The sequence below is a fragment of the Corynebacterium sp. HMSC077G07 genome (assembly GCF_001809225.1).
In the GTDB taxonomy this organism is placed as follows: Bacteria; Actinomycetota; Actinomycetes; order Mycobacteriales; family Mycobacteriaceae; genus Corynebacterium; species Corynebacterium jeikeium_D.
Genome location: NZ_KV796525.1, coordinates 99,793 through 121,516, shown reverse-complemented (window position 1 = coordinate 121,516; position 21,724 = coordinate 99,793). Strand labels below are relative to the sequence as shown.

The 21,724-nt window shown below is 61.6% G+C and carries 13 protein-coding genes; 5 read left to right on the top strand and 8 right to left on the bottom strand.

Annotation, left to right across the window (positions count from 1 at the left end):
* Nucleotides 1–131 precede the first annotated feature (131 nt).
* Nucleotides 132–2,699, top strand: coding sequence for a multicopper oxidase domain-containing protein (locus HMPREF2562_RS02850; protein WP_070547015.1), 2,568 nt, complete (start codon nt 132–134; stop codon nt 2,697–2,699).
* Nucleotides 2,700–2,707: 8 nt separating this feature from the next.
* Here HMPREF2562_RS02850 and HMPREF2562_RS02845 read toward each other — a convergent pair whose 3' ends face one another.
* Nucleotides 2,708–4,249, bottom strand: a complete 1,542-nt coding sequence (locus HMPREF2562_RS02845; RefSeq protein WP_070547013.1) for a glutamate synthase subunit beta — start codon at nt 4,247–4,249, stop codon at nt 2,708–2,710.
* On the bottom strand, nt 4,242–8,864 hold the full coding sequence (gltB, locus tag HMPREF2562_RS02840) for a glutamate synthase large subunit (protein WP_070549599.1): 4,623 nt from the start codon (nt 8,862–8,864) through the stop codon (nt 4,242–4,244). The genes HMPREF2562_RS02845 and gltB overlap by 8 nt, the downstream gene beginning before the upstream one ends.
* Before the next feature lie 314 nt (nt 8,865–9,178).
* Between gltB and HMPREF2562_RS02835 the strand changes: the two genes are divergently transcribed.
* Together HMPREF2562_RS02835 and HMPREF2562_RS02830 are read left to right on the top strand one after the other, a co-directional pair.
* Nucleotides 9,179–10,036, top strand: a complete 858-nt coding sequence (locus tag HMPREF2562_RS02835) for an HNH endonuclease family protein (protein ID WP_083295689.1) — start codon at nt 9,179–9,181, stop codon at nt 10,034–10,036.
* A gap of 540 nt (nt 10,037–10,576) precedes the next feature.
* A complete protein-coding gene (locus HMPREF2562_RS02830; RefSeq protein WP_049193377.1) occupies nt 10,577–12,274 on the top strand; it encodes an AMP-binding protein in 1,698 nt (565 codons plus the stop codon).
* Nucleotides 12,275–12,356: 82 nt separating this feature from the next.
* Here the strand turns inward: HMPREF2562_RS02830 and HMPREF2562_RS02825 are convergent, their stop codons facing one another.
* A complete protein-coding gene (locus HMPREF2562_RS02825) occupies nt 12,357–13,088 on the bottom strand; it encodes an SDR family oxidoreductase (RefSeq protein WP_016421787.1) in 732 nt (243 codons plus the stop codon).
* Nucleotides 13,089–13,112: 24 nt separating this feature from the next.
* A complete protein-coding gene (locus HMPREF2562_RS02820) occupies nt 13,113–13,874 on the bottom strand; it encodes an SDR family oxidoreductase (RefSeq protein WP_049193380.1) in 762 nt (253 codons plus the stop codon).
* A 183-nt stretch (nt 13,875–14,057) separates the two neighbouring features.
* Between HMPREF2562_RS02820 and HMPREF2562_RS02815 the strand changes: the two genes are divergently transcribed.
* A complete protein-coding gene (locus HMPREF2562_RS02815) occupies nt 14,058–16,118 on the top strand; it encodes an oxidoreductase (RefSeq protein WP_049189818.1) in 2,061 nt (686 codons plus the stop codon).
* An 11-nt stretch (nt 16,119–16,129) separates the two neighbouring features.
* On the opposite strand, the gene HMPREF2562_RS02810 is transcribed toward HMPREF2562_RS02815, so the two are convergent.
* The 4 genes from HMPREF2562_RS02810 to HMPREF2562_RS02795 form a co-directional block, all read right to left on the bottom strand.
* Nucleotides 16,130–16,792: a nitroreductase family protein gene (locus HMPREF2562_RS02810; RefSeq protein WP_049172542.1), complete on the bottom strand. Its 663-nt coding sequence runs from the start codon at nt 16,790–16,792 to the stop codon at nt 16,130–16,132.
* A gap of 3 nt (nt 16,793–16,795) precedes the next feature.
* Nucleotides 16,796–17,296 carry a methylated-DNA--[protein]-cysteine S-methyltransferase gene (locus HMPREF2562_RS02805; protein ID WP_070549595.1) on the bottom strand — a complete coding sequence of 167 codons (501 nt, stop codon included), beginning with the start codon at nt 17,294–17,296 and terminating at the stop codon, nt 16,796–16,798.
* 12 nt (nt 17,297–17,308) lie between these two features.
* Nucleotides 17,309–18,256, bottom strand: coding sequence for an alpha/beta hydrolase family protein (locus tag HMPREF2562_RS02800; protein WP_049189819.1), 948 nt, complete (start codon nt 18,254–18,256; stop codon nt 17,309–17,311).
* A 109-nt stretch (nt 18,257–18,365) separates the two neighbouring features.
* The gene (locus HMPREF2562_RS02795; protein WP_070549594.1) at nt 18,366–19,259 is read right to left on the bottom strand and encodes a cation diffusion facilitator family transporter; all 894 of its coding nucleotides are present in this window, start codon (nt 19,257–19,259) and stop codon (nt 18,366–18,368) included.
* 43 nt (nt 19,260–19,302) lie between these two features.
* Here HMPREF2562_RS02795 and HMPREF2562_RS02790 point away from each other — a divergent pair, with 43 nt between their 5' ends.
* Nucleotides 19,303–21,720 carry an ATP-dependent RNA helicase gene (locus HMPREF2562_RS02790; protein WP_070549593.1) on the top strand — a complete coding sequence of 806 codons (2,418 nt, stop codon included), beginning with the start codon at nt 19,303–19,305 and terminating at the stop codon, nt 21,718–21,720.
* Nucleotides 21,721–21,724: the final 4 nt, after the last annotated feature.

The window sequence follows — 21,724 nt, the reverse complement described above, 5'->3', positions numbered from 1 at the left end:
AGCACTCTTACATGCGCCCATATTAAATGCGCACCCAGTATGCGTATTATTGATATATGTCGTCGCACGCCACACCAGAACCCCAATCCCCCACAACCAAACCGCCTACTAAGCCTGGCAAGAAGCGCCGCATGTCCTGGCATCGCAAGGCCGGTATGCCAGTGCGCTGGTGGTTCGCCTCCATCATTGTGGCAGCACTCATTCACCCTTTCGTCGCCGATGGCCGTTGGCTGTTGGTGCATCTCTTTACCCTCGGCGCCGTCACCAACTCCATCCTCATCTGGGGCCGCCACTTCACCGAAAAGCTACTGAAAATCGACGTGCCCGTTGGCAATCGGAAGATTCAGTTGGCAAATATTTACCTGCTCAACGTAGGTATTGTCGCGACGGTCGTCGGCAAGCTCGGTGACTGGTGGCCAGTGACCACCACCGGCGCGACGGTCGTCGGCGTCGCCGTCGCATGGCATGCGTTTTCCCTCGGACGCGACCTGGTAGCGAAGCGCGATCGGCCATTCGCCATCTCCGTTGCACACTACGTCGCGTCGGCATGCCTACTGCCCATCGGCGCTGCACTCGGCGCCATCCTCGCATCTCCTAAGGGCAAAGCGCTTCACGACGACCTCCTACTGGCACACGAAACCGTCAACCTCATTGGCTTCCTCGGGCTCGCGGCCTGCGGCACGCTCATCACCATGTTCCCAGCGCTGTGGCGAACCCGGATGTCGCCGCATTCCCGCCCGAAGCTGGCACTAGCAGTACAGCTCATAGGTATCGCAATTACTGCGATCGGTGCACTGACCAGCTTCAACTGGTTGGACTCCGTCGGCCTTGGCATTATCACTATCGGCTGGGTCATAGCCGCCATCCCGTGGGCACACAACGTCATGACTGTCGCTAAAGACCCGCGCGACCGCCTCAGCTACCCGGCGTTGTCTGCTGCAGCTGCAGTCGTCTGGCTAATCGGCACACTCGCAGTCGCCACAGTCAAGGCGCTTGACGACGGCTTCGTAATCTCATCCCTCACGCTGCCGCTGGTAATCGGTTTCGGCGCCCAGTTGCTTATCGGCATGATGAGCCAACTCTTGCCCGCCACCATCGGCGGAGGTGCTGGCCCAGTCTCTGCCGGTATGAAGGAACTTGACCGCGCGGGCGCATTCCGCTGGTCAACCATCAATATTGGTCTGGCACTGTGGCTAATGCCGCTGCCTTCCTGGACCAAAGTGGCGGTCTCCGCAATGGTCTCCCTTGCCTTGGTGTCTTATCTGCCACTTGTCGGCCGTGCCGCGAAGGCTCAGATTGGTGCGTTAAAAGAGAGTCAGAAGGCACGGGCGAACAAGGAAGCACCGCCGAAACCGGTCGAACTGCATGCAACTGCACGTCGACTCGGTGCTCAAACGACCGCTGCTCTGGCTGTATTGGGCCTGGTAGTAACCGTCGGCGTTGCGCTGAGCGGTGGCGGTGGCGGTACAGGAAGCATTGAAACCACCGGTGATGTTGCGTCCACCGGAGATACCGTCGAGGTGACGGTTACTGCCAACGATATGACCTATACCCCGAACGTTATAGAGGCGAACCCCGGCGACCGACTGGTCATCACCATGGTCAACGCTGATTCCCAGGTCCACGATCTGCGCTTGGCCACCGGCGAGGACACCGGACGTGTCGCCCCTGGCAACTCCGCCACCATTGAAGTGCCGGTTGTTCCCGGTGACATTGACGGCTGGTGCACCATTGCTGGTCACCGCCAGATGGGCATGACGCTCACGGTCAATGCAGGTGGCTCGAATCATTCACACCGCACCGGGAACAGCGGCCACTCCGACCACGCAACGCCAGGCGCACTCGGGAATGTCGGCGAACAGCCCGGTCCGGACTCCCCCACCATCAACCCGATGTTAGAGCCCGCCGAGGACGCCACGGTTCACCACGTCACGCTGCGGGCCAGCGAATTCACCGGCTACGCTGCCCCTGGCGTCGAGCAGCAGCATTGGGTATTCAACGGCAAACCGCTGGGGCCAACTTTGCGCGGCAAGGTGGGCGACGAGTTCGTCGTCACGCTCATTAATGACGGCACCATGAGTCACTCCATCGACTTTCACGCCGGCATTGTTTCGCCGGACGAGCCAATGCGCGACATCGCCCCTGGTGAGAAGCTTGAGTACCGCTTCCGTGCTGACCGCGCGGGCATCTGGATGTACCACTGCGCAACCATGCCCATGTCCATGCACATCGCTGCCGGTATGCACGGTGCCGTCATCATCGACCCACCGAATCTCACTGATGTTGACCACGAGGTTCTTCTGGTGCAGTCGGAAAGCTACTGGGGCGAGGACGGCCCCGACGCCGACAAGACCATGGCCGAGGACCCCGATATCTACAAGTTCAACGGCTACCCCGACCAGTATCTCACCCACCCAATTCGCATTCGCGCAGGTGAGACGGTACGTTTCTGGGTACTTGCCGCCGGCCCCAACAAGGGCACGAGCTTCCATATCGTCGGCACGCAGTTCCATCGCGTGTACAAGGAGGGCGCGCTTTTGCTTGACGACGGCGTGGGCGGTGCCCAAGCCCTTGACCTCGGTGCCGCGCAGGGTGGTTATGTTGAGGCCGAATTCCCGGAGCCTGGCACGTACCGCTTTGTCGACCACCAGATGGTGCATGCCGAAATGGGGGCACGCGGCAACATAGTGGTGAACTAAACCAGGGTTTACAACTTAATTGGAGCATCCTCCGGCTCGACAGCGCGCGGCAGATTGGACTCGCCCATCAAGTACTGGTCCACGGCCTCGGCGCAGGCGCGACCTTCGGCGATAGCCCACACAATCAGGCTGGCCCCGCGGCCATTGTCACCGGCCACGAACACCGGACCGTCGAAGTTCTGCTCGATGTCGCTGCGCACGGCGAGGTAGTCGTCGTCACGCATCATCACACCGCGATCGTTGAACTGAATCCCCAGTTCATGGGGCAGACCGCCGCGCTCCGGACCGGAGAAGCCCAGCGCGATGAGAACTAGGTCGGCGTCGAGCTCGAAATCCGTATCCTCCATGGGCACACGCTTGCCATCGATGACCTCGACCTCGTTGGCGGACAGGCCGGTCACGTGACCGTCCTCGCCGTGGAAGGAGACGGTGTTGACGTTGAAGACGCGCTTGCCCAGGGTCTCGCCGGTGACGCGAGCGTTGAAGCCGAGTGCCTCGGTAACCTCTGGTGGTTCGGAACCGGTGATGGTGTACTCGCCCTCTTCGTGGGCAGTCGCCACACGCCAGACCAGCGGATACATCGGCCACGGAGTCGACGCCGCACGGGACTTCGGCGCACGCGGGCGAATATCGAACTGCGTGACGGACGCCGCTCCCTGGCGCAGCGCGGTACCGAAGCAGTCAATGCCGGTGTCACCGCCGCCAATGACAACGACCTTCTTGCCCTTCGCATCAATCGGCGGGGTGTCGAGCTCGCCTGCGGCAACGCGGTTGGCACCCGGCAGGTACTCCATAGCCTGGTGAATACCCTCCAAATCACGGCCATCGACAGGCAGGTCGCGGGCCAGTGACGCGCCGGTAGCTAGGACCACTGCATCGAATTCGGCCAGGTCAGCAGCCGTCGGTGAGATGTTGGTGCGGAACTCAGTGCCCTCGATTTCCATCTGCTCGAGACGACGGTCGAGGAAACGCTGCTCCATCTTGTAGTCCGGCACGCCGTAGCGCATCAGACCACCAATCTTGTCGTCGCGCTCGAAGACCGTGACATCATGCCCGGCGCGAGTCAGCTGCTGTGCTGCAGCAAGGCCCGCCGGCCCGGAGCCGATGACAGCGATGTGTTGGCCGGTGTCGAAAGTCGGCACAATCGGCTGCACCCAGCCCTCATCGAAGCCGCGTTCAACGATGGCCAGCTCGATGTTCTTAATGGTCACGGCATCATCATTGATGCCGAGCACACAACCGCCCTCACACGGTGCCGGGCACAGGCGGCCCGTCCACTCCGGGAAGTTGTTGGTGGCGTGCAAGCGCTCGAAAGCCTCGTGCCAGCGGTTCTGACGAACCAGGTCATTCCACTCCGGAATGATGTTGCCCAGCGGGCAGGCCGAGTGACAAAACGGCACACCACAGTCCATACAGCGGGTCGCCTGCTGTTGCACCTGCTCGTTGCTAGCCTCCTCATAGACCTCTTTCCAGTCCATCAGACGCAGCGGAACCGGGCGATGAGCAGGCTCTTCGCGCTGGAATTTCATGAACCCCTTCGGATCAGCCATTGGTTACTGCCTCCATGATTGCTTCGTTGATGTCAGCGTCGTTGTCCTTTGCCTTCGCGACTACGTCGAGAATTCGGGCGTAATCACGCGGCATGATTTTGATGAACTGTGCAGCCGGGAACCGAGTCTTAGAACCCGTGAGCTTGCGGTGCTTCGACAGCGTGGCCTCCAACCAGCTGATGTCCTCATCATCGAGCGGCACAATATCGACCAGCTCGGTGTTGATGTTCGCCCGCGTCGCCTCGTTATCCAGCAGGTAAGCGATACCGCCACTCATACCGGCGCCGAAGTTGTGACCGACCGGGCCCGCCACTACGACGCGGCCACCGGTCATGTACTCGCAACCGTGGTTACCGATGCCCTCGACCACGGCCGTAGCACCGGAGTTACGCACGCAGAAGCGCTCACCGACAGTGCCGCGAACGAAGATTTCACCGCTGGTGGCGCCGAAACCAATGACGTTGCCGGCAATGGTGTCGGTAGCCACATCCGCGGTCGGCGGGGCCGAACGTGAAGGTCGGACCACAATCTTGCCGCCGCACAGGCCCTTGCCGACGAAGTCGTTGGCATCGCCCTCCAGCTTGATGGTCACACCGGCCGGCAGGAACGCGCCCAGCGAGTTACCGGCGGAACCGAGCAGGTTGACGACGATGGAGTCGTCGGCAAGCCCCTGCTTACCTGCGACCTTGGTGACTTCGTACCCCAGGCGCGTGCCCACGGAACGGTTCACATTGCTGATGGCGTGGTGCAGCGATACCGGTGTCGGCGCCAGCCCATTCGCGCGCGCCGTACGCAGCGCTGGCTGCGCTTCATCGATGAGGCGCTCGTCCAACGCACCCTCGAGCCCGTGGTCCTGCGCCTTCGTGCAGTAGGAATCCTGGTCCGCAAAGAAGGGGCTCTCGGCAACGTGCAGGATTCGCTCCAGGTCAAGCTTTGCGACGCGCGGAAGGTTGCCCAGATCCTTGCGCAGACGCAGGCACTCGGCATGTCCGACCGCTTCATCGATGGTACGGAATCCCAGCTCAGCGAGGTATTCACGGACCTGCTGGGCGATGAAGGTGAAGAAGTTGACCACGTGCTCGGCACGGCCGGTGAACTTGCTCCGCAACTTCGGATTCTGGGTGGCAATACCGACTGGGCAGGTGTCCAGGTGGCAGACGCGCATCATGATGCAGCCCTCAACCACCAGCGGAGCGGTGGCAAAACCAAACTCCTCAGCGCCCAGCAACATCGCGACCACGACATCACGACCGGTCTTGAGCTGGCCATCGCACTGCACGCGGATGCGGTCGCGCAGCCCGTTGAGCATCAGGGTCTGCTGGGTTTCAGCGAGCCCCAGCTCCCACGGACCGCCAGCATGCTTGAGACTGGTCAGTGGCGAGGCACCAGTGCCGCCATCGTGGCCGGAGATCAGCACGACGTCGGCATGCGCCTTCGACACGCCAGCGGCGACGGTACCCACGCCCTGCTCGGAGACGAGCTTGACGTGAATGCGGGCGCGCGGATTGGCGTTCTTGAGGTCGTAAATGAGCTGCGCCAAATCCTCGATTGAGTAGATGTCGTGGTGCGGTGGCGGCGAGATCAGACCCACGCCCGGGGTGGTGATGCGGACTTCCGCGATCCACGGGTAGACCTTGTTCGGTGGCAACTGGCCCCCCTCGCCGGGCTTTGCACCCTGGGCCATCTTGATCTGGATGTCGGTGCAGTTGGACAGGTAGTGGCTGGTCACACCGAAGCGGCCCGATGCGACCTGCTTGATGGCAGAGCGTTTCCAGTCGCCATTGGCCTCCATTTCGAAACGGTCTGGGTCCTCGCCGCCCTCACCGGAGTTGGACATCGCACCCAGGCGATTCATAGCGATGGCCAGCGTCTCATGTGCCTCCGCAGAGATGGAGCCGTAGCTCATCGCGCCGGTGGAGAAACGCTTGACGATGCTAGAGACTGGTTCGACCTCATCAATGTCGATTGGCTCGCGGTCTGAGGCGAACTCGAGCATGCCGCGCAGAGTTGCCAGCTGCTTGGTCTGCTCATCGACCTTGTTGGTGTAGTCGCGGAAGACCGCGTACTGACCAGTGCGGGTGGCGTGCTGCAGCGTGTAGATGGTCTCCGGGTTGAATAGGTGGTACTCGCCTTCGCGACGCCACTTGTACTCGCCGCCGAGATCCAGCTCGCGGTGGGCCTGCTCTTCCGGACGCGGCAGGAATGCGCTGCGGTGACGAGCCGCAACATCTTCTGCGACCTCATCGAGACCGATACCTTCCAGCGGAGAAACAGCTCCGGTGAAGTACTCGTCCAGGAACTCCTGCGACAGACCGACGGTGTCGGCCAGCTGAGCGCCACGGTAGGACTGCAGTGAGGCGATACCCATCTTGGACATGACCTTCAGCACGCCCTTAGAGGCGGCCTTGCAGTAGTTCGAGCAGGCCTGATCCAGCGTCAGATCACCAAGCTGATCCTTCATGCGCAGCTCATCGATGGTTTCGAAAGCCATGTACGGATTAATGGCATCGGCACCAAAGCCCAGCAGCATGGCCATGTGGTGCACCTCGCGGGCGTCGCCAGCCTCAATGATGAGGCTGGCGCGCGTGCGAGTGCGCTCCTCCACCAGGTGGTGGTGGACCGCGGAGGTCAGCAGCAGCGACGGGATGGGGGCAAAGCGCTCGTTGGACTCACGGTCAGACAGCACAATCAGTCGGGCACCACGGTCAATGGCCTCAGAGACCTCACGGCGAACACGACGGATAGCGTTGCGCAGGCCACGGCCACCGCGGGCGACCGGGTACAGGCCAGAGATGACCTCGGCGCGGAACTCGGAGTACTCCTCGTTCTTGCCCGCCTGACACAGGGTGACAAAGTCGTGGTTGTCCAGGATTGGATGCTCAAGCCGGATGCGACGGGCGGCATCGGCGGTGGGCTCCAGGATGTTGGTCTCTGCACCCAGCAACGTATTCATGCTGGTGATGGACTTTTCGCGCAGCGAGTCCAACGGCGGGTTGGTAACCTGCGCGAACCGCTGCGAGAAGAAGTCGAACAGCATGCGAGGGCGGTTGGACAGTGCCGCAATCGGCGTGTCTGAGCCCATCGAACCCAGGCCCTCCGCGCCGGTGAGTGCCATCGGGCGGATGATTAGGTCAACGTCTTCCTCGGTGATGCCGAAGACGCGCTGCCGCAACACCGCGCGGGCATGCGGCATGTACTGGTAGCGCTCTCGTGGCAGGTCGGTGATGTCGACCAGGCCCTCTTTGATCCATTCCTCGTATGGACCGGTGGCGGCCAGCGTGGACTTAATCTCCTTGTCCTCAATAATGCGACCGGCCTTCATGTCCACCAGGAACATGCGCCCCGGCTGCACGCGCGTGCGCTGCACAATCTGCTCCGGCGGGATATCCAGGACACCAGCTTCGGAGGCCATCACCACCAGGCCCTCGTCGGTCACCCAGATGCGCCCCGGGCGCAGACCATTGCGATCCAGGGTGGCACCGATGACCTGGCCGTCGGTAAAGCAGATGGCAGCGGGGCCGTCCCACGGCTCCATCAGGCAGGCGTGGTACTCGTAGAACGCGCGAACCTGCGGGCTGAGATTGTCGTCGTGCTCCCAGGCCTGCGGAACCATCATCATGACCGCATGCGGGAGACTACGACCACCGAGATGCAGTAACTCCAGGGCCTCGTCGAAACGCGCAGTGTCAGAACCGTTGGGGTCGCACACCGGCAGCGCGCGGTCGATGTTGCCCAGCTTGCCAGAGCGAATCAGCGACTCGCGGGCGCGCATCCAGTTCTCGTTGCCGCGCACGGTGTTGATTTCGCCATTGTGAGCGACGTAGCGGTACGGATGTGCCAGCGGCCAGGACGGGAAAGTGTTCGTGGAAAAGCGCGAGTGCACGATGGCGAGCGCGGAAGTGACTTCCTTCTGCTGCAGGTCAAGGTAGAAATCCTTCAGCTGCGGAGTAGTCAGCATGCCCTTGTAGACGATCGTGCGGCTGGACAGCGACGGGAAATACACGGTGTCGCCACCAGAGCCCTCGCCGGCGCCCTGTTCACCCAGCTCACGCTCGCAGCGCTTACGCAGGAAGAACATCTTGCGGTCGAGATCGATATTGCTGAGCTGGCGACCCTCGTAGTTCTTCGCGGTAACGAAGAGCTGACGCAGCACCGGCATAGCCTGGCGAGCCATCTGGCCAAGCCCGTCAGCGTTAATCGGCACATCGCGCCATGCCAAGATCTCGATGCCCTCTTCGGCGCAGATGTCTTCAATAGCCCGGATGGCATCGAGGGTGGCCATGCGCGACTGCGGCAGGAATGCAATACCGGTGGCATAGGTGCCAGCCGGCGGCAAAATGACGCCTTCCTTGCTCAGCTCAGCACGGTAGTAGGCATCCGGAACCTGAATGAGAATGCCGGCACCGTCGCCGGTGGTCTTCTCAGCGCCGGCGGCACCGCGGTGGTCGAGGTTGACCAGTGCCTGAATGCCCTTTTCGACAATGTCATGAGTCTGGCGACCGTAAATGTCGGCAACAAAGGCCACGCCACACGCATCATGTTCGTTCGACGGGTGGTAGAGACCTTCCCTCTGAGGACCACGAGGCAATGTGGTCGCTGTTTCGGTCAGAGTCATGGCTGTCTTAGCTGTCATGGCTGTTTTCCCCTTGTAGGTGCAATGTGCCAATTGGGGGACACGGGTTATCTATATTTCCAACTGTTTTAACAATGCACTTTCACCTAGGCGTATTGCAATACGTATTTAGGGAACTAGCTATATTTACCCACCCCCGAAGGAGCTAGAACACCCTTCCCGTTCGACTAAAACCGGGCTTTTACTACCCGCTTTAACGCCATAACCCCCTAATCGAGCTACCACCCCCGCTAACTACGCACAATTGTTCGATTCTTTAGCACACCTCTCTCCATACCCAATCCGCCCCCACCGCTATGGTTAGCTCCATGCTCGCCAACCGTCGTTTCCGCTCGCCACTGCAGGGCCTCGCCCTCCTTATCGGCGCAGCGACAATCCTCAGCGGCTGCACGGCTCCCACAGCCCCCACTCCAGAGAGCCAGTCATACAGCCCGGCACCGGCACCCGCATTTACGCCCGAGCCAGAGGAACCCGCGCCCGAGATTCCCGAAGTGCCCCACGCCCCCGCCGCCCCGGACACCCCAGCGCCCGGCACATCGCCTATCGACGGCATCCGTAGCGCCCTCAACCAGCTGGAGGTAAAAGGGCGCGCACCGAAAACCGGCTATGCGCGCGATGAGTTCGGGCAACGTTGGAGCGACGACGTCTCTGCCGAGTTTGGGCACAACGGATGTGACACGCGAAACGATATTTTGAATCGTGACCTTATTAATAAGGAGTACAAACCAAATAGCCACGATTGCGTCGTGCTTTCAGGGCAATTACTGGATCCCTATACCGGCACGATGATTGAGTTCCAGCGTGGCCGCGATACCTCTTCTGCCGTTCAAATCGACCATGTCGTAGCCTTAAGCGACGCCTGGCAAAAGGGGGCACAGCAACTCCCGCCCGAGGTTCGGCAGGACTTTGCCAATGACCCCCTCAACCTCTTGGCCGTCGATGGCCCCGCCAATCAACAGAAGCGGGATAGCGATGCCGCATCCTGGGTACCCGCCAATAAGCCATTTCGCTGCCAGTATGTCGCTCGCCAGGTGGCAGTAAAACAGAAATACCACCTGTGGCTCACACAGGCGGAGTACGATGCCATCGACCGTTGGCTCTCTACCTGCACACCAGAGGATGAGCCCACACTTGCCGCCCTAACCCTGAATTAGGGCAACTTCCTCCGACGCTCACCGATGCCGCACACCGAGGCTCAAGCCAGCGAATATGCCACCTATTCAGCTACGCACTCGCAACCTCCGCCCCTCCTAGTCTCGAACATTTCTATTTTTCAGAAGATTCCTAGCCCCCTAATTTCTGGGGGCGACCGCCATTCAGCTACTGCCCGCCCCGTCAAACAAACCAACCGAAAACCCCTGGGTTCATAGAGTTATATACGTCAATATCAGAATTGAATTCGTTACCGCAGTGTTATCCTTTCGTTATATTCACTGCTTCCTGTCGGTTTATAACTGTTTGATAACACTGTATCCTCGAGCCCGTACGCGAAAAGGTATCCGTCGTAAAGCATTGCGCACGCCGACTGCGTATTTTTTTACTTTTCTTCGTGGAAACTACTTTTTGACGCGGCACAGGTTTGTTAAAGTCTGGTTGTTACAAAATCGCACTACCGTGACTGATGGTGTCAGTGTGACTAAAGAGTCGCTTGGCGCTATTAATCGCTTGTCCATCATCTTGGAGGATTCTCACCCATGGCAGCTGAAATGAAGGCTCCGGAAGTACCACTTGGGCTCCAAATCAAGGCTTTTGCCCAGTCGATTCCACCACTCCTGCGTACTGGTGCCCTGTACATGACTCCGAAGACGGCGCCGAAGATTCTCGATTACCTGCGTCGCCTGAAGTTCTCCGTCGCCAGCCTGATTTCCATGAGTGCGCTGCGCTACCCGGATCGCCTCGCCCTTGTCGACGATGACGGCGAACTCACCTATTCTCAGCTGCTTGACAACGCCCACGCCCTGGCTCGCGCCTTGATGGACCGTGGCATGACCCAGAAGTCCAGCTTCGGCGTTATCGCACGCAACGGCCGCGGCATCATCCTGCCGATGGCCATCAAGGGATTCATCGGCTCCGAAATTATGCTGATGAACATCGGCTCCGGCCCGACTCAGATTCGCGGTGTCGTTGACCAGAATAAGGCCAAGTTCCTGTTCGTCGATGACGAGTTCCTGGGCAACCTGCCAGAAGACCTCGACGATGTCACCGTCGTTATTACCTCCGTGACCAAGCCGGAGACCCGCAAGAACGCGGGCAAGAACTTCGTGTTCATGGAAGACCTCATTGAAGAAGGTCGTACATCGAACGCCAAGCTAGATCCGAAGCCGGAGCAGGGACGCATCATCATCATGTCCTCCGGCACCACCGGCATCCCGAAGGGTGTCCTGCGCAATGAGCCGAAGACACCGGCAACTGTGGGTGCAATCGCCGATCGTATTCCGTGGCGCCGCAACATGGTCATTCACCAGTCCGCATCCATGTTCCACGCCTGGGGCTGGGCAAATGTGCTGATTGGCATGGCTACCGGCTCCACCATTGTCACCATGCGTGTCTTCGACCCGAAGAAGGCTGTTGACCAGTGTGAACAGTACGGCTGTAACGGCATGATTTCCGCGGCCTTCTTCCTGCGCCAGATCAAGGATGTTCTGGATGAGGAGCCGAACCGCAAGATTGGCCCGTTCCGCTTCATTGTCTCCTCTGGTAACGCCATCCCGGGCTGGCTCGTCTCCGCGCTGACTCACCGCTTCGGTCCGGTTATCTGTAACTTCTACGGCTCCACCGAGGCCGGCCTGTGCTCCATCGCATCCGGCGCGGACCTCGCAGCCCGCCCGGACTCCGCAGGTCGCCCGGCAATTGGCGCCAAGGTTCGCATCCTGGGTGACGACGGCAAGGAAGTCGAGCCGGGTGAGGTTGGCATGATCCACACCGCTCAGGAGCTCTCCTTCATCGGTTACCTGAACAAGAAGGACAAGTTCACCACCGTCGATGGCCTGTTCCAGATTGGTGACCTCGGCCGTATCGACCAGGACGGCTACCTGTACATCTGTGGTCGCTCCGACGACATGGTGATCAAGGGCGGCGAGAACGTCTTCCCACGCGAGGTCGAAGAAATTCTGGGCCCGGTGCCGGGCATCGCCGATGTCTTCTGCCACGGCAGCAACGAAAACGACGAGATTTTCGCTGACCTGTTCCTCTACGTTGTCCGCGAGGACAATGAGGCCGGCAAGAACCTCACCGAGGACATGCTGCGCGAGTACGTCCGCGAAACTCTGGCCGAGCACTCCACTCCGGACCGCGTCTTCTTCGTCGACTCCCTGCCGCGCAACGCCATCGGCAAGGTTGTCCCGCGCGAGGTCAAAGCAATGCACGAGCGCCTGAACCTGGACGCTCAGTAAGAAGCCTGCACACGAAAGTGTGCCCACCGGCTATCCGCCTGGTGGGCACACTTTTTGCTTATCTTCGCTACCTTTTACACGGCTATCCGCGCGGGCGCACCTGGATTTCATCCACGTTGGCATCCGCTCCGGTATCAACGGCCAGACGTACTGCGGCTGCGATCGATTCAGGCCGCATGAACTTCGTTCCGTCGTAACGCCAATCCGCATCATCGCGGTGCCAATTCGACTGCAGCTGAACCTGCATATCGGTATCGACGCGCCCAGGGTGCACGGAGCTGACTCGTACCGCGCCACGCTCTTCCTCGCGCAGCGCATCGGTGAAGGCCCGCAGCGCGAACTTCGACGCTGCATACGGTGAAGTACCAGCTGAAGCGCGGAATCCCGAGCCCGAGTTGATGGTTACCAGCGTGCCCTCCGCCTTGCGCAGCGCTGGCAGCAGCTGGCGTGTCAGGTCGGCGACGGCGACGACGTTGATGTCCATAATTCGCGACCAGTCCGCACGCGAAACCTCCGCCACGTCCCCATCGACGTACACGCCCGCCGAGTGCACGAGCACATCCAGCCCGCGCCCACCGAGCGCCTCCAACAGCTTTGCCACTTCCGCGTTTACGGCGTCGGTATCACCCAGATCAGCAACGAATACGCTTGCCGACGGCAACTGCGACGCCACCTTCTCGGCAGACTCAGCACTGGTAGCGCCCACAATGACATGGTGGTCACGGGAGAGATCCTTGGCGACCGCCAGGCCAATACCACGGCTTGCACCCGTGACCAGGGCAATCTTGGTGTCAGCGGCAATATCGATGCTCATGTACGGCTCCTCTATGTAGTCGGTTTACTTCTTCGGCTTCGCGCCGCCCACCTGGTCGATGGGGGTCACCTGCAGGAAGTCAATGTTGACGCGCTTCGGACGGGTGGCCGCGAACACAATGATGTCGGCAACATCATCGGCGGTCAGCGACTCAACGCCATCGTAGACCGCTGCGGCCTTGGTCTCGTCGCCGTCGAAACGCACGAGTGAGAAGTCGGTGTGGACGCGCCCCGGATCGATTTCGGTGACGCGCACGCCATCGGCAGCAACCTCTTGACGCAGGACTTCCACCAGCGCGCGCTCAGCGTGCTTGGCTGCGTTGTAACCGGCGCCGCCGGTGTAGACCTGACGGCCGGCAATCGAGCCGACGGTGAGCACAATGCCGCTAGTGGACTTCAATGCGGGCAGCAGCGCGCGGGTGACGCGCAGGGTGCCCAGCACGTTGACCTCGTACATCCAGCGCCACTTTTCCTCGACAGCGCCTTCAACCGATTCCATGCCCCAGGCGCCACCGGCGTTGTTAACCAGCACGTCGACGCGCGGTTCGGCCTTAGCCAGCGCCGCCACATCGGCGTCAGAGGTGACGTCAACCTTGTAGACCGTCGCTTCACCACCGGCAGCGCGAATCTCCTCCGCGACAGCCTCCAGCTTGTCCTCGCGGCGGGCTCCCAGCACAACGCGGAAACCTTCAGCTGCGAACTGCTTGGCAGTGGCTGCACCAATACCGGAAGAAGCACCGGTAACTACAGCTACTTTCTTGCCATTAGTTGAAGTTTCAGAGGTCATGGGGGCTCAACTCCTTGCTACATGCGTCTACTAATATTCCCGACTGTAGTCATACGACACCCTCCTGCGCCGAAGACTGCGCGTGCTTTACACCTGATGTTCCACGTGAAACGTATATAAAACTGTGCCGGAATTTTTCCGATTCACCTCATACACAGCCGCTAAAACCGCGATACTGGTTGCATGTCTGACCAGCCTCACTTCCCACATCTTCTCTCCCCTCTCGACGTCGGTCCTCTAACTCTGCGCAATCGCATCATCATGGGCTCAATGCACTCCGGCCTGGAAGATCGCACCCGTGATATCCCCAAGCTGGCTGCCTACCTTGGTCGACGCGCCGAAGGTGGCGTGGGGCTCATCGTCACCGGCGGTTATGCTCCCAACATCGAAGGTTGGCTGACTCCGGCCGGTTCGATGATGGCGTCGAAGCGCATGGCGGACAATCACCGCCGCGTTACTGACCTCGTGCACTCCCACGGCAGCCACATCGTGCTGCAGGTGCTGCACGCCGGTCGTTACAGCTACAGCCCGCTGGCCCGCTCCGCCAATACCGGTCAGTCGCCGATTAGCCCGTTTAAGGCTCATCGCCTCACCGGCTTTGATGTCTCGCGCACTATCGGCGCTTATGTCCGCGCCGCGAAGCTCGCGAAACGTGCTGGTTACGACGGCATCGAGGTTATGGGCTCCGAGGGTTACCTGCTCAACCAGTTCCTGGCCGAGCGCACTAACCACCGCTCGGACAACTGGGGCGGCAGCGCCGAGGCTCGCATGCGCCTGCCCATCGAAATTGTCCGTCGCATTCGCGCCGAGGTGGGCGAGGACTTCCTGCTGCAGTACCGCATTTCGCTGCTTGACCTGGTGGAAGACGGCCAGACCTGGTCCGAGACCACTGAACTCGCGCAGCGTCTGGTCGAGGCTGGCGTCGATGTCTTCAACACCGGCATCGGCTGGCACGAAGCACGCGTCCCCACCATCGTTACGTCCGTGCCGCGCGCCGCATTCACGGATCTGACTGGTCGTCTCCGTTCGCTTGTCGACGTCCCGGTGGCAGCCTCCAACCGAATCAACCGCCCCGAGGTTGCGGAGAAGATCCTCGCTGACGGCAATGCGGACTTGATTTCCATGGCCCGCCCACTGCTGGCTGACCCGGACTTCGCCATCAAGGCGGGCGATGGTCGAGCTGACCAGATTAACACCTGTATCGCCTGTAACCAGGCCTGCTTGGACCACACCTTCGCGGCCAAGCGCTCCACCTGTTTGGTCAACCCGAAGGCTGCTTACGAAACCGAGTTGGTATCCGTGCCGGTTGCGAAGGACAAGGCCAAGCGCATCGCCGTCATCGGCGCTGGTGTGGCTGGACTCGCTTTCGCGGAAGCCGCAGCTCAGCGCGGTCACCACCCAGAGATTTTCGAGGCCGCCGACCAGATTGGTGGCCAGTTCAACCTCGCCGCAAAGATTCCGGGCAAGGAGGACTATGGCGAGACGCTGAAGTACTTCTCCCGTCGCCTGGAGGTCCTCGAAGTTCCGGTTCACCTGAACACGCGTGCCGACGTCGACGAGCTCAAGACCAAGTTTGACCACGTGATTGTGGCCACGGGTGTCACCCCGCGTATCCCGGGCATTGACGGTATCGACCACGAGAAGGTCATTCGTTACGACGAGCTGCTCTCGGGTGCGAAGCAGGCCGGCAACAAGGTGGCCGTCATCGGTGCTGGCGGTATCGGTGTGGACGTGTGTGAATACCTCACTCGCAAGCCGAACCAGACCATCGAAGCCTGGAAGGACGCCTGGGGCGTCGGTGACCCTGCGGAGTTCCGCGCGGGTCTGACCAAGCCGGGCACGGTCTCTGGCGCGGCTGAGGAGTTTGAGGTTGAGCGCGAGGTGCACCTGCTGCAGCGCAAGACCTCCCGCATCGGTAAGGGCCTGGGCAAGACCACTGGTTGGGTTCACCGTGCGGAGATCAAGAAGGCCGGTGTCAAGCAGTACACCGGCGTCACCTACAACCGTATCGATGACGAGGGCCTGCACATCACCATCGATGAAAAGCAACAGGTCATCGCGGTTGACAACGTGATTGTCTGTACTGGTCAGGTATCCAATCTGGACTGCCTGGGCGGCAAGGATCGCGAGAGCGTCACCGGCGATAACTCCAATGTCACCATCATCGGCGGCGCGGACGTGGCCGCTGAGCTGGACGCAAAGCGTGCCATCCGCCAGGCCGTTGAGGTAGCGCTCGCGCTGTAGGGCTAGGGCTGCTACGCCTCGTAGCGGTCGGTGTAGGCGCGCTGCTCGAACTCGAAACGGCCCGGGTGAGCCGGGAACTCACCCGGGACACCGATGGCCAGCAACAGCGCTACCGCCACATCGGTGTCACCGGCACCGATAGCTTCCTTGACCTTCTGCTCACTAAAGCCCGTCATCGGGGAGCTAGCCCAACCAAAGGCGCTGGCAGTGACCATAGCGAAAGAAGCGGCAATCATGGCGTCGCGGATTGCGAACTCGCGGGAGAGACCCTTTTCCTCGCGGACCTTATGGAAGGAGGTCATCGAGGCTTCCCGCTCGGCAGCGGCAACTTCGTCCCACAGGCCAGTCGCCTTGTTGGCCTCAACCAGGCGTGGAATACCGCGCTTCCAGCCGGTCGGCTCACCAATGAAGGCGAGCAGCAGCGGCGCATTGGCAACCTGCTTCTGACCACCGGCAGCTTCCACTACCTGCTGGCGCACCTCAGGGTCCTCGATGCGCACGATAGCCCGAGACTGAATGTTAAAGGCGCTGGGAGCTTCCAGAGATAGCTCCAGGAGGCGGCGCACGTCAGCGTCGTCAAGCGGTTCGTCAGCGTAGACGCGCGTGGCACGGCGGTTGCGGATGATGTTCTCAAATTCGGTGGCGAACTGGTCGCGCGGAGAATGTGAAGTCATGCATTAGAGATTAGCGGGTGGCCAACCTTCGAGTTCGAGTAGCCAGCGCTTCATTTCCCGACCGCCGGCATAAGATCCGAAAGAGCCCGCTCCCCCACTGGCGGGAACGACGCGGTGACAGGGAATCAGAATACCCAGCGGATTGGTGGCACAGGCCGACCCGGCAGCCCTGGCGGCACGGGGTGACCCGGCCATTTCAGCGAGCTCACCGTAGGTCACAACCTGGCCATACGGCACGTCGCGCAGTGCGGTCAGCGCACGAGCGCGGAAAGAATCCTGGGTGAATATGTCGCAGTCCAGCGGCAGCGCAAACTCGCGGCGCTGCCCGGCAAAGTACTCGCGGAACTGCTGCGCTGCCTGTTCCGCCACCGCCTGCGCTTCGGGGTCGGCGGCGCTGGGGTCGTCGTCAAGCACGGGACCTAAGAGATTGACTTCGACGACCCCGCGAGCGGAGGTGGCGATTCCAAGCGCGCCGAAAGGCGTTTCTACCTGGGAAATCGCCATAAAACCTCCTACTTAGCCCTTGTTGGCCTGGAACCAGGCCAACAGCTCGTCCCACTCCTTCTCGTGACCGGAGCGGAAGTAACCACCGTAGCCCACGCCCTTGCCGCCAGCCGGCTGAGCCTGGCGCTTTTCAATCTTTTCAGCAGAGCTCATCACATTGGTGATCAGGTCTGCCGAGGACTCCTCAGTCCAGTAATCATCCGGAACGCGGATGGACAGGAACGGCTGCGGAGCCTTGGAGAAGCGGTTAGCGAAGTCGAACTCGGAATCGTCGAAGAAGTAGCCTTCCTTGCGAGCCCAACGAGCCCACTGACGCATGACACCGTTCGGCGGCTCAACAGCCAGACGCCACGCCGACGCCGGAATGTGGCCGGTAATGAAACCGCTAATCGGGCCGAGAATATTGAAGATGAAGAATGCGCGGACCTTGCCCGCCACGGACGGCACCTTGGAAATACGCATACCGCGGCAGTTGACCAACGCCGCTGCGTCATAGGTGCCCTCGGAGCCGGCGTAGACGATGCCGTGACCACCAACCGCGTGGCCGACAGCGAAGTGCGGCACGTCCGGGTAGGTCTCCTTGGCCCACTCGATCACACCCGGAATATCCTTGGTAATCCAGTCCGACATCCGGATGTCTTCATTGTTCTGGTCAGTCTTCAGAGCGGACTGGCCAATTCCGCGGTAGTCATAGGTGATAACGCCGTAGCCCTTTTCTGCCACGGTCTCAGCGAAACGGTGGTAGAAACCCTGCGGCACACCGGTACCGGAGTGAACGGTGATGATGCCGTTGGGAATGTTCTCTGGGTTCTCCTTCGGGCGGAACATGGTTCCGCGCAGCAGGACGCGGTCATTAGCCGGAATAATGATGTCCTGCCGAGGGCACGGCTCCGGCAACTTCGGGCTCTTCGCGGAAAAACGGCTATCCCCAGTGGAAGTGGTTGAGGCTTCGGAGGTCATTTATGCAGTTCCTTCGAGTGGACTTAAACAGTGCATGATTTTGTATACACAATCTTAAAGTGTAAGGCTCATCACTTTCAGCGCTTTCGTGGAATTTGCCTCACTCGCGCTACAACTGCACATCCCCATAGGCGCGTTCGTCCTCAATTGGCTCCAGATGCGAGGAGATATGCACACCTGGAAAACGCTCCCGCAGCTCATCTTCCATCGCGGTAAGCACATCGTGACCGCGCTCCACGCTCCACGCGCCCGGCACCAGCACATGGAACTCAATGAACTTCTGATACCCCGACTCGCGAGTGCGGATTTCGTGGACGTCAATGCCACGACTCCGGTCACGGTGCGAGGCCAAAATCTCATCCACCGCCACGCGGTCGTCGCCCTCCATGGCCTTGTCCATCAGGCCGTTACCGGAATCGCGCAGCAGCTTGTAGCCAGCGACCAGGATGTTTACAGCCACGGCCAGCGCGATAATCGGGTCGAGCCACCACAGGCCGGTAGCCCACACCAGCGCCACACCTACAAGCACACCGGCGGAGGTCCACACGTCGGTCATCAGATGCTTGCCGTCGGCGGTCAGCGCCAGGGAGTTGTGTTGGCGCCCGGCCTTAAGCAGAATCAGCGCCACCGCACCATTGATCACCGAGGCAATTACGGTCACGACGAGGCCCAGGCCAATCTGCTCAATCGGCTGCGGGTTCACCAACCGCTCGATGGAGACATAAATAATGGCCACCGCCGCCACGAAGATCATGGCACCTTCCAGCCCGGCCGAGAAGTACTCTGCCTTGGAATGGCCGAACTCATGATCGCGGTCCGCGGGCCGCGCGATAACCTTGAGCACAATAATTGCGACAACTGCCGCAACCAGATTGACAATCGACTCCGTCGCGTCGGAAAGCAGGCCCACCGATCCGGTCAGAGTGTAGCCCCAAAACTTCAGCGCGATGGTGACGACCGCCGCCCCCACTGAAAGCCAACCAAAACGAGATAAGTCCTGCATATGCAGGCACTTTACCCGCCTTTCCGGAGTTACTACCAGTTCTATGAGCACCGATTTCCAGTTCAATTTGCAGAACATTTCTGCAGGCCTGCCGTTCGCGTCGCAGCTCGCCTCGCTTGCCGACGCCGTGCGCGACCACGACGTAGTAGTCCAGGCCCCACCGGGTACCGGCAAGACCACTTTGGTTCCACCGGCAGTGGCCAACACCCTGGGCGGCCGCATTGTGGTCACGACTCCCCGGCGCGTGGCGGTGCGCTCGGCGGCGCGGCGGTTGGCGCAGCTGTCGGGCACCAAGCTCGGTGAGGAAGTTGGTTACTCGGTGCGCGGCGACTCCCGCACCTCCCGCGCCACCCGCGTAGAGTTTGTCACTCCCGGTGTGCTGCTGCGCCGACTGCTGCGCGACGGCGACGTGGATGCCAGCGCGGTGCTCATCGATGAGGTGCACGAGCGCGGCTTGGACACCGACCTGGTGTTGGCGATGGTGCGCGACTTGCGGGATATCCGCGATGACCTGCGCATTGCCGCTATGTCGGCAACGGTGGACGCGCCGAAGTTCGCGGCCTTGCTCGGCGGCTCCACCCCGGCCCCCATTGTGGCGGCGGAGGCGGAGATCTTCCCGCTGGACATCCGCTACGCGCCCTTTCCGCAACGGCTGGATGCACGCGGTGTGACCGACGACTTCCTGCAGCACGTTGCCGCCCAGGCCAGCACACTCACGGAAGAAGCCGCCGGTGATGTGCTGGTTTTCCTCCCCGGCATCCGCGAGGTGGAACGCTGCGCGGGTTATATCGCGGATTCCTCGGAGGTGGCGGTGCTGACGCTGCACGGCCAGCAGAGCTCCGAGGAGCAGGACCGCGTGTTCCGTCGGCAAGCGGATGGTAGACGCGTAATTGTGTCCACCGCGATTGCGGAATCATCCGTGACTGTGCCGGGCGTGCGCGCCGTTGTCGACGCCTGCCTCGCGCGCGGACCGCGACTCGACATTGCGCGTGGCTTCTCCGGCCTGGTCACCAGCTCGTGTGCGCAGTCCTCCGCGAACCAGCGCGCTGGCCGAGCGGGACGTGAGGGCCCGGGCATCGTGGTGCGTTGTGTCTCCCAGTCGGAGTTCGCGTCCCTCCCAGCCTGGCCCGCGCCGGAAATCGAGGTCGCCGACCTGACACAGGCACTCCTCGACGCCGCCGCGTGGGGCACGCCTGGGATGCAGGGACTGAAGCTTCTCGACGCCCCACCACCCCACCACGCGGAGGTCGCAAACCGCATTCTGGCTGGCCTGGGCGCTGTTGATGAGGCCGGTGACATCACGGAACTCGGCCGCACCCTGGCTACCCTGCCGGTGCATCCGCGCATGGGACGCGCGCTGCTGACCGCCACGGCCATGATGCCGCAGCACGCGGACGCGGTCGCACGCGCGGTGGAGAAACTCACCGACGCCCGCGGCTTGGCCAAGCAGGTGCGCCGCATTGAGCTGGATACTGCGGCCCCCGCCAACCTGCTGCCCTCGGACATCCCCGCTCTGGTCACGGCCCTGGCGTGGCCGGATTTCATCGGGCGACGCCGCAGTGCGAACTCCGACGAATACCTCTTCACCGGCGGCACCGCTGCGGAACTCGCCCGTGGTTCTGACCTGCGCGGCCACGAATGGATCGCGGCCGCCGACATCTCGCGGCTCTCCCATGGGCGCGCGCTGATTCGCGACGGCGAGGCGATTGACCTGGAAATCGCCATGCTCGCCGCCGGGCACCTCGCCCGCACGGAGACCACGGCGCGCGTCGAACAGGGCCGCGTTCGCGCCCGCGCGCGCGACCTGCTCGGCGCCATCGAGCTGTCCTCCCGCCAGGTCTCCCCAACACCTGAGCAGTGCATTGCTGCCAACTCCGCCTGGCTTGCCGACGCGCTTGCCGACGCCGCCCCCAACCTCGACCGCGACACCGAACAACTCCGCCGCCGCATGGCCTTTCTCCACACTCATCGCGGTGCCCCATGGCCGGATGTCTCCCCCGCAGGGCTCGCGGCCCAGGCCGAGCTCCTCTTTGCTGGCGAGCTGGACCGCCCGACCCCTCCCAAGCTAGATGCCGAGCACCTCCGCCGCCTGCTGCCCTGGCCGGAGGCCACGGACTTCGACCGGCTGGTGCCCGAACGCCTGGAGGTCCCCTCCGGTTCGAAGATTCGCCTGGAGTACCCGGAGGACCCCACGAACCCTGAGGCAAAGATTGTGCTCGCCGTGAAGTTGCAGGAGTGCTTCGGCCTGGCGGAGACCCCGCAGGTATTGGAAAAGCCGGTGACAATGCATTTGCTGTCACCGGCTCAGCGACCACTCGCGGTCACTCAGGACTTGGAAAGTTTCTGGAATGGCGCCTACGCACAGGTTCGCTCCGAGATGCGGGGCCGTTACCCCAAGCACCCGTGGCCGGAGAACCCGTGGGAGGAGCAGGCTACTGCGAGAACGAAGCGTCGTCGTTAAGCAA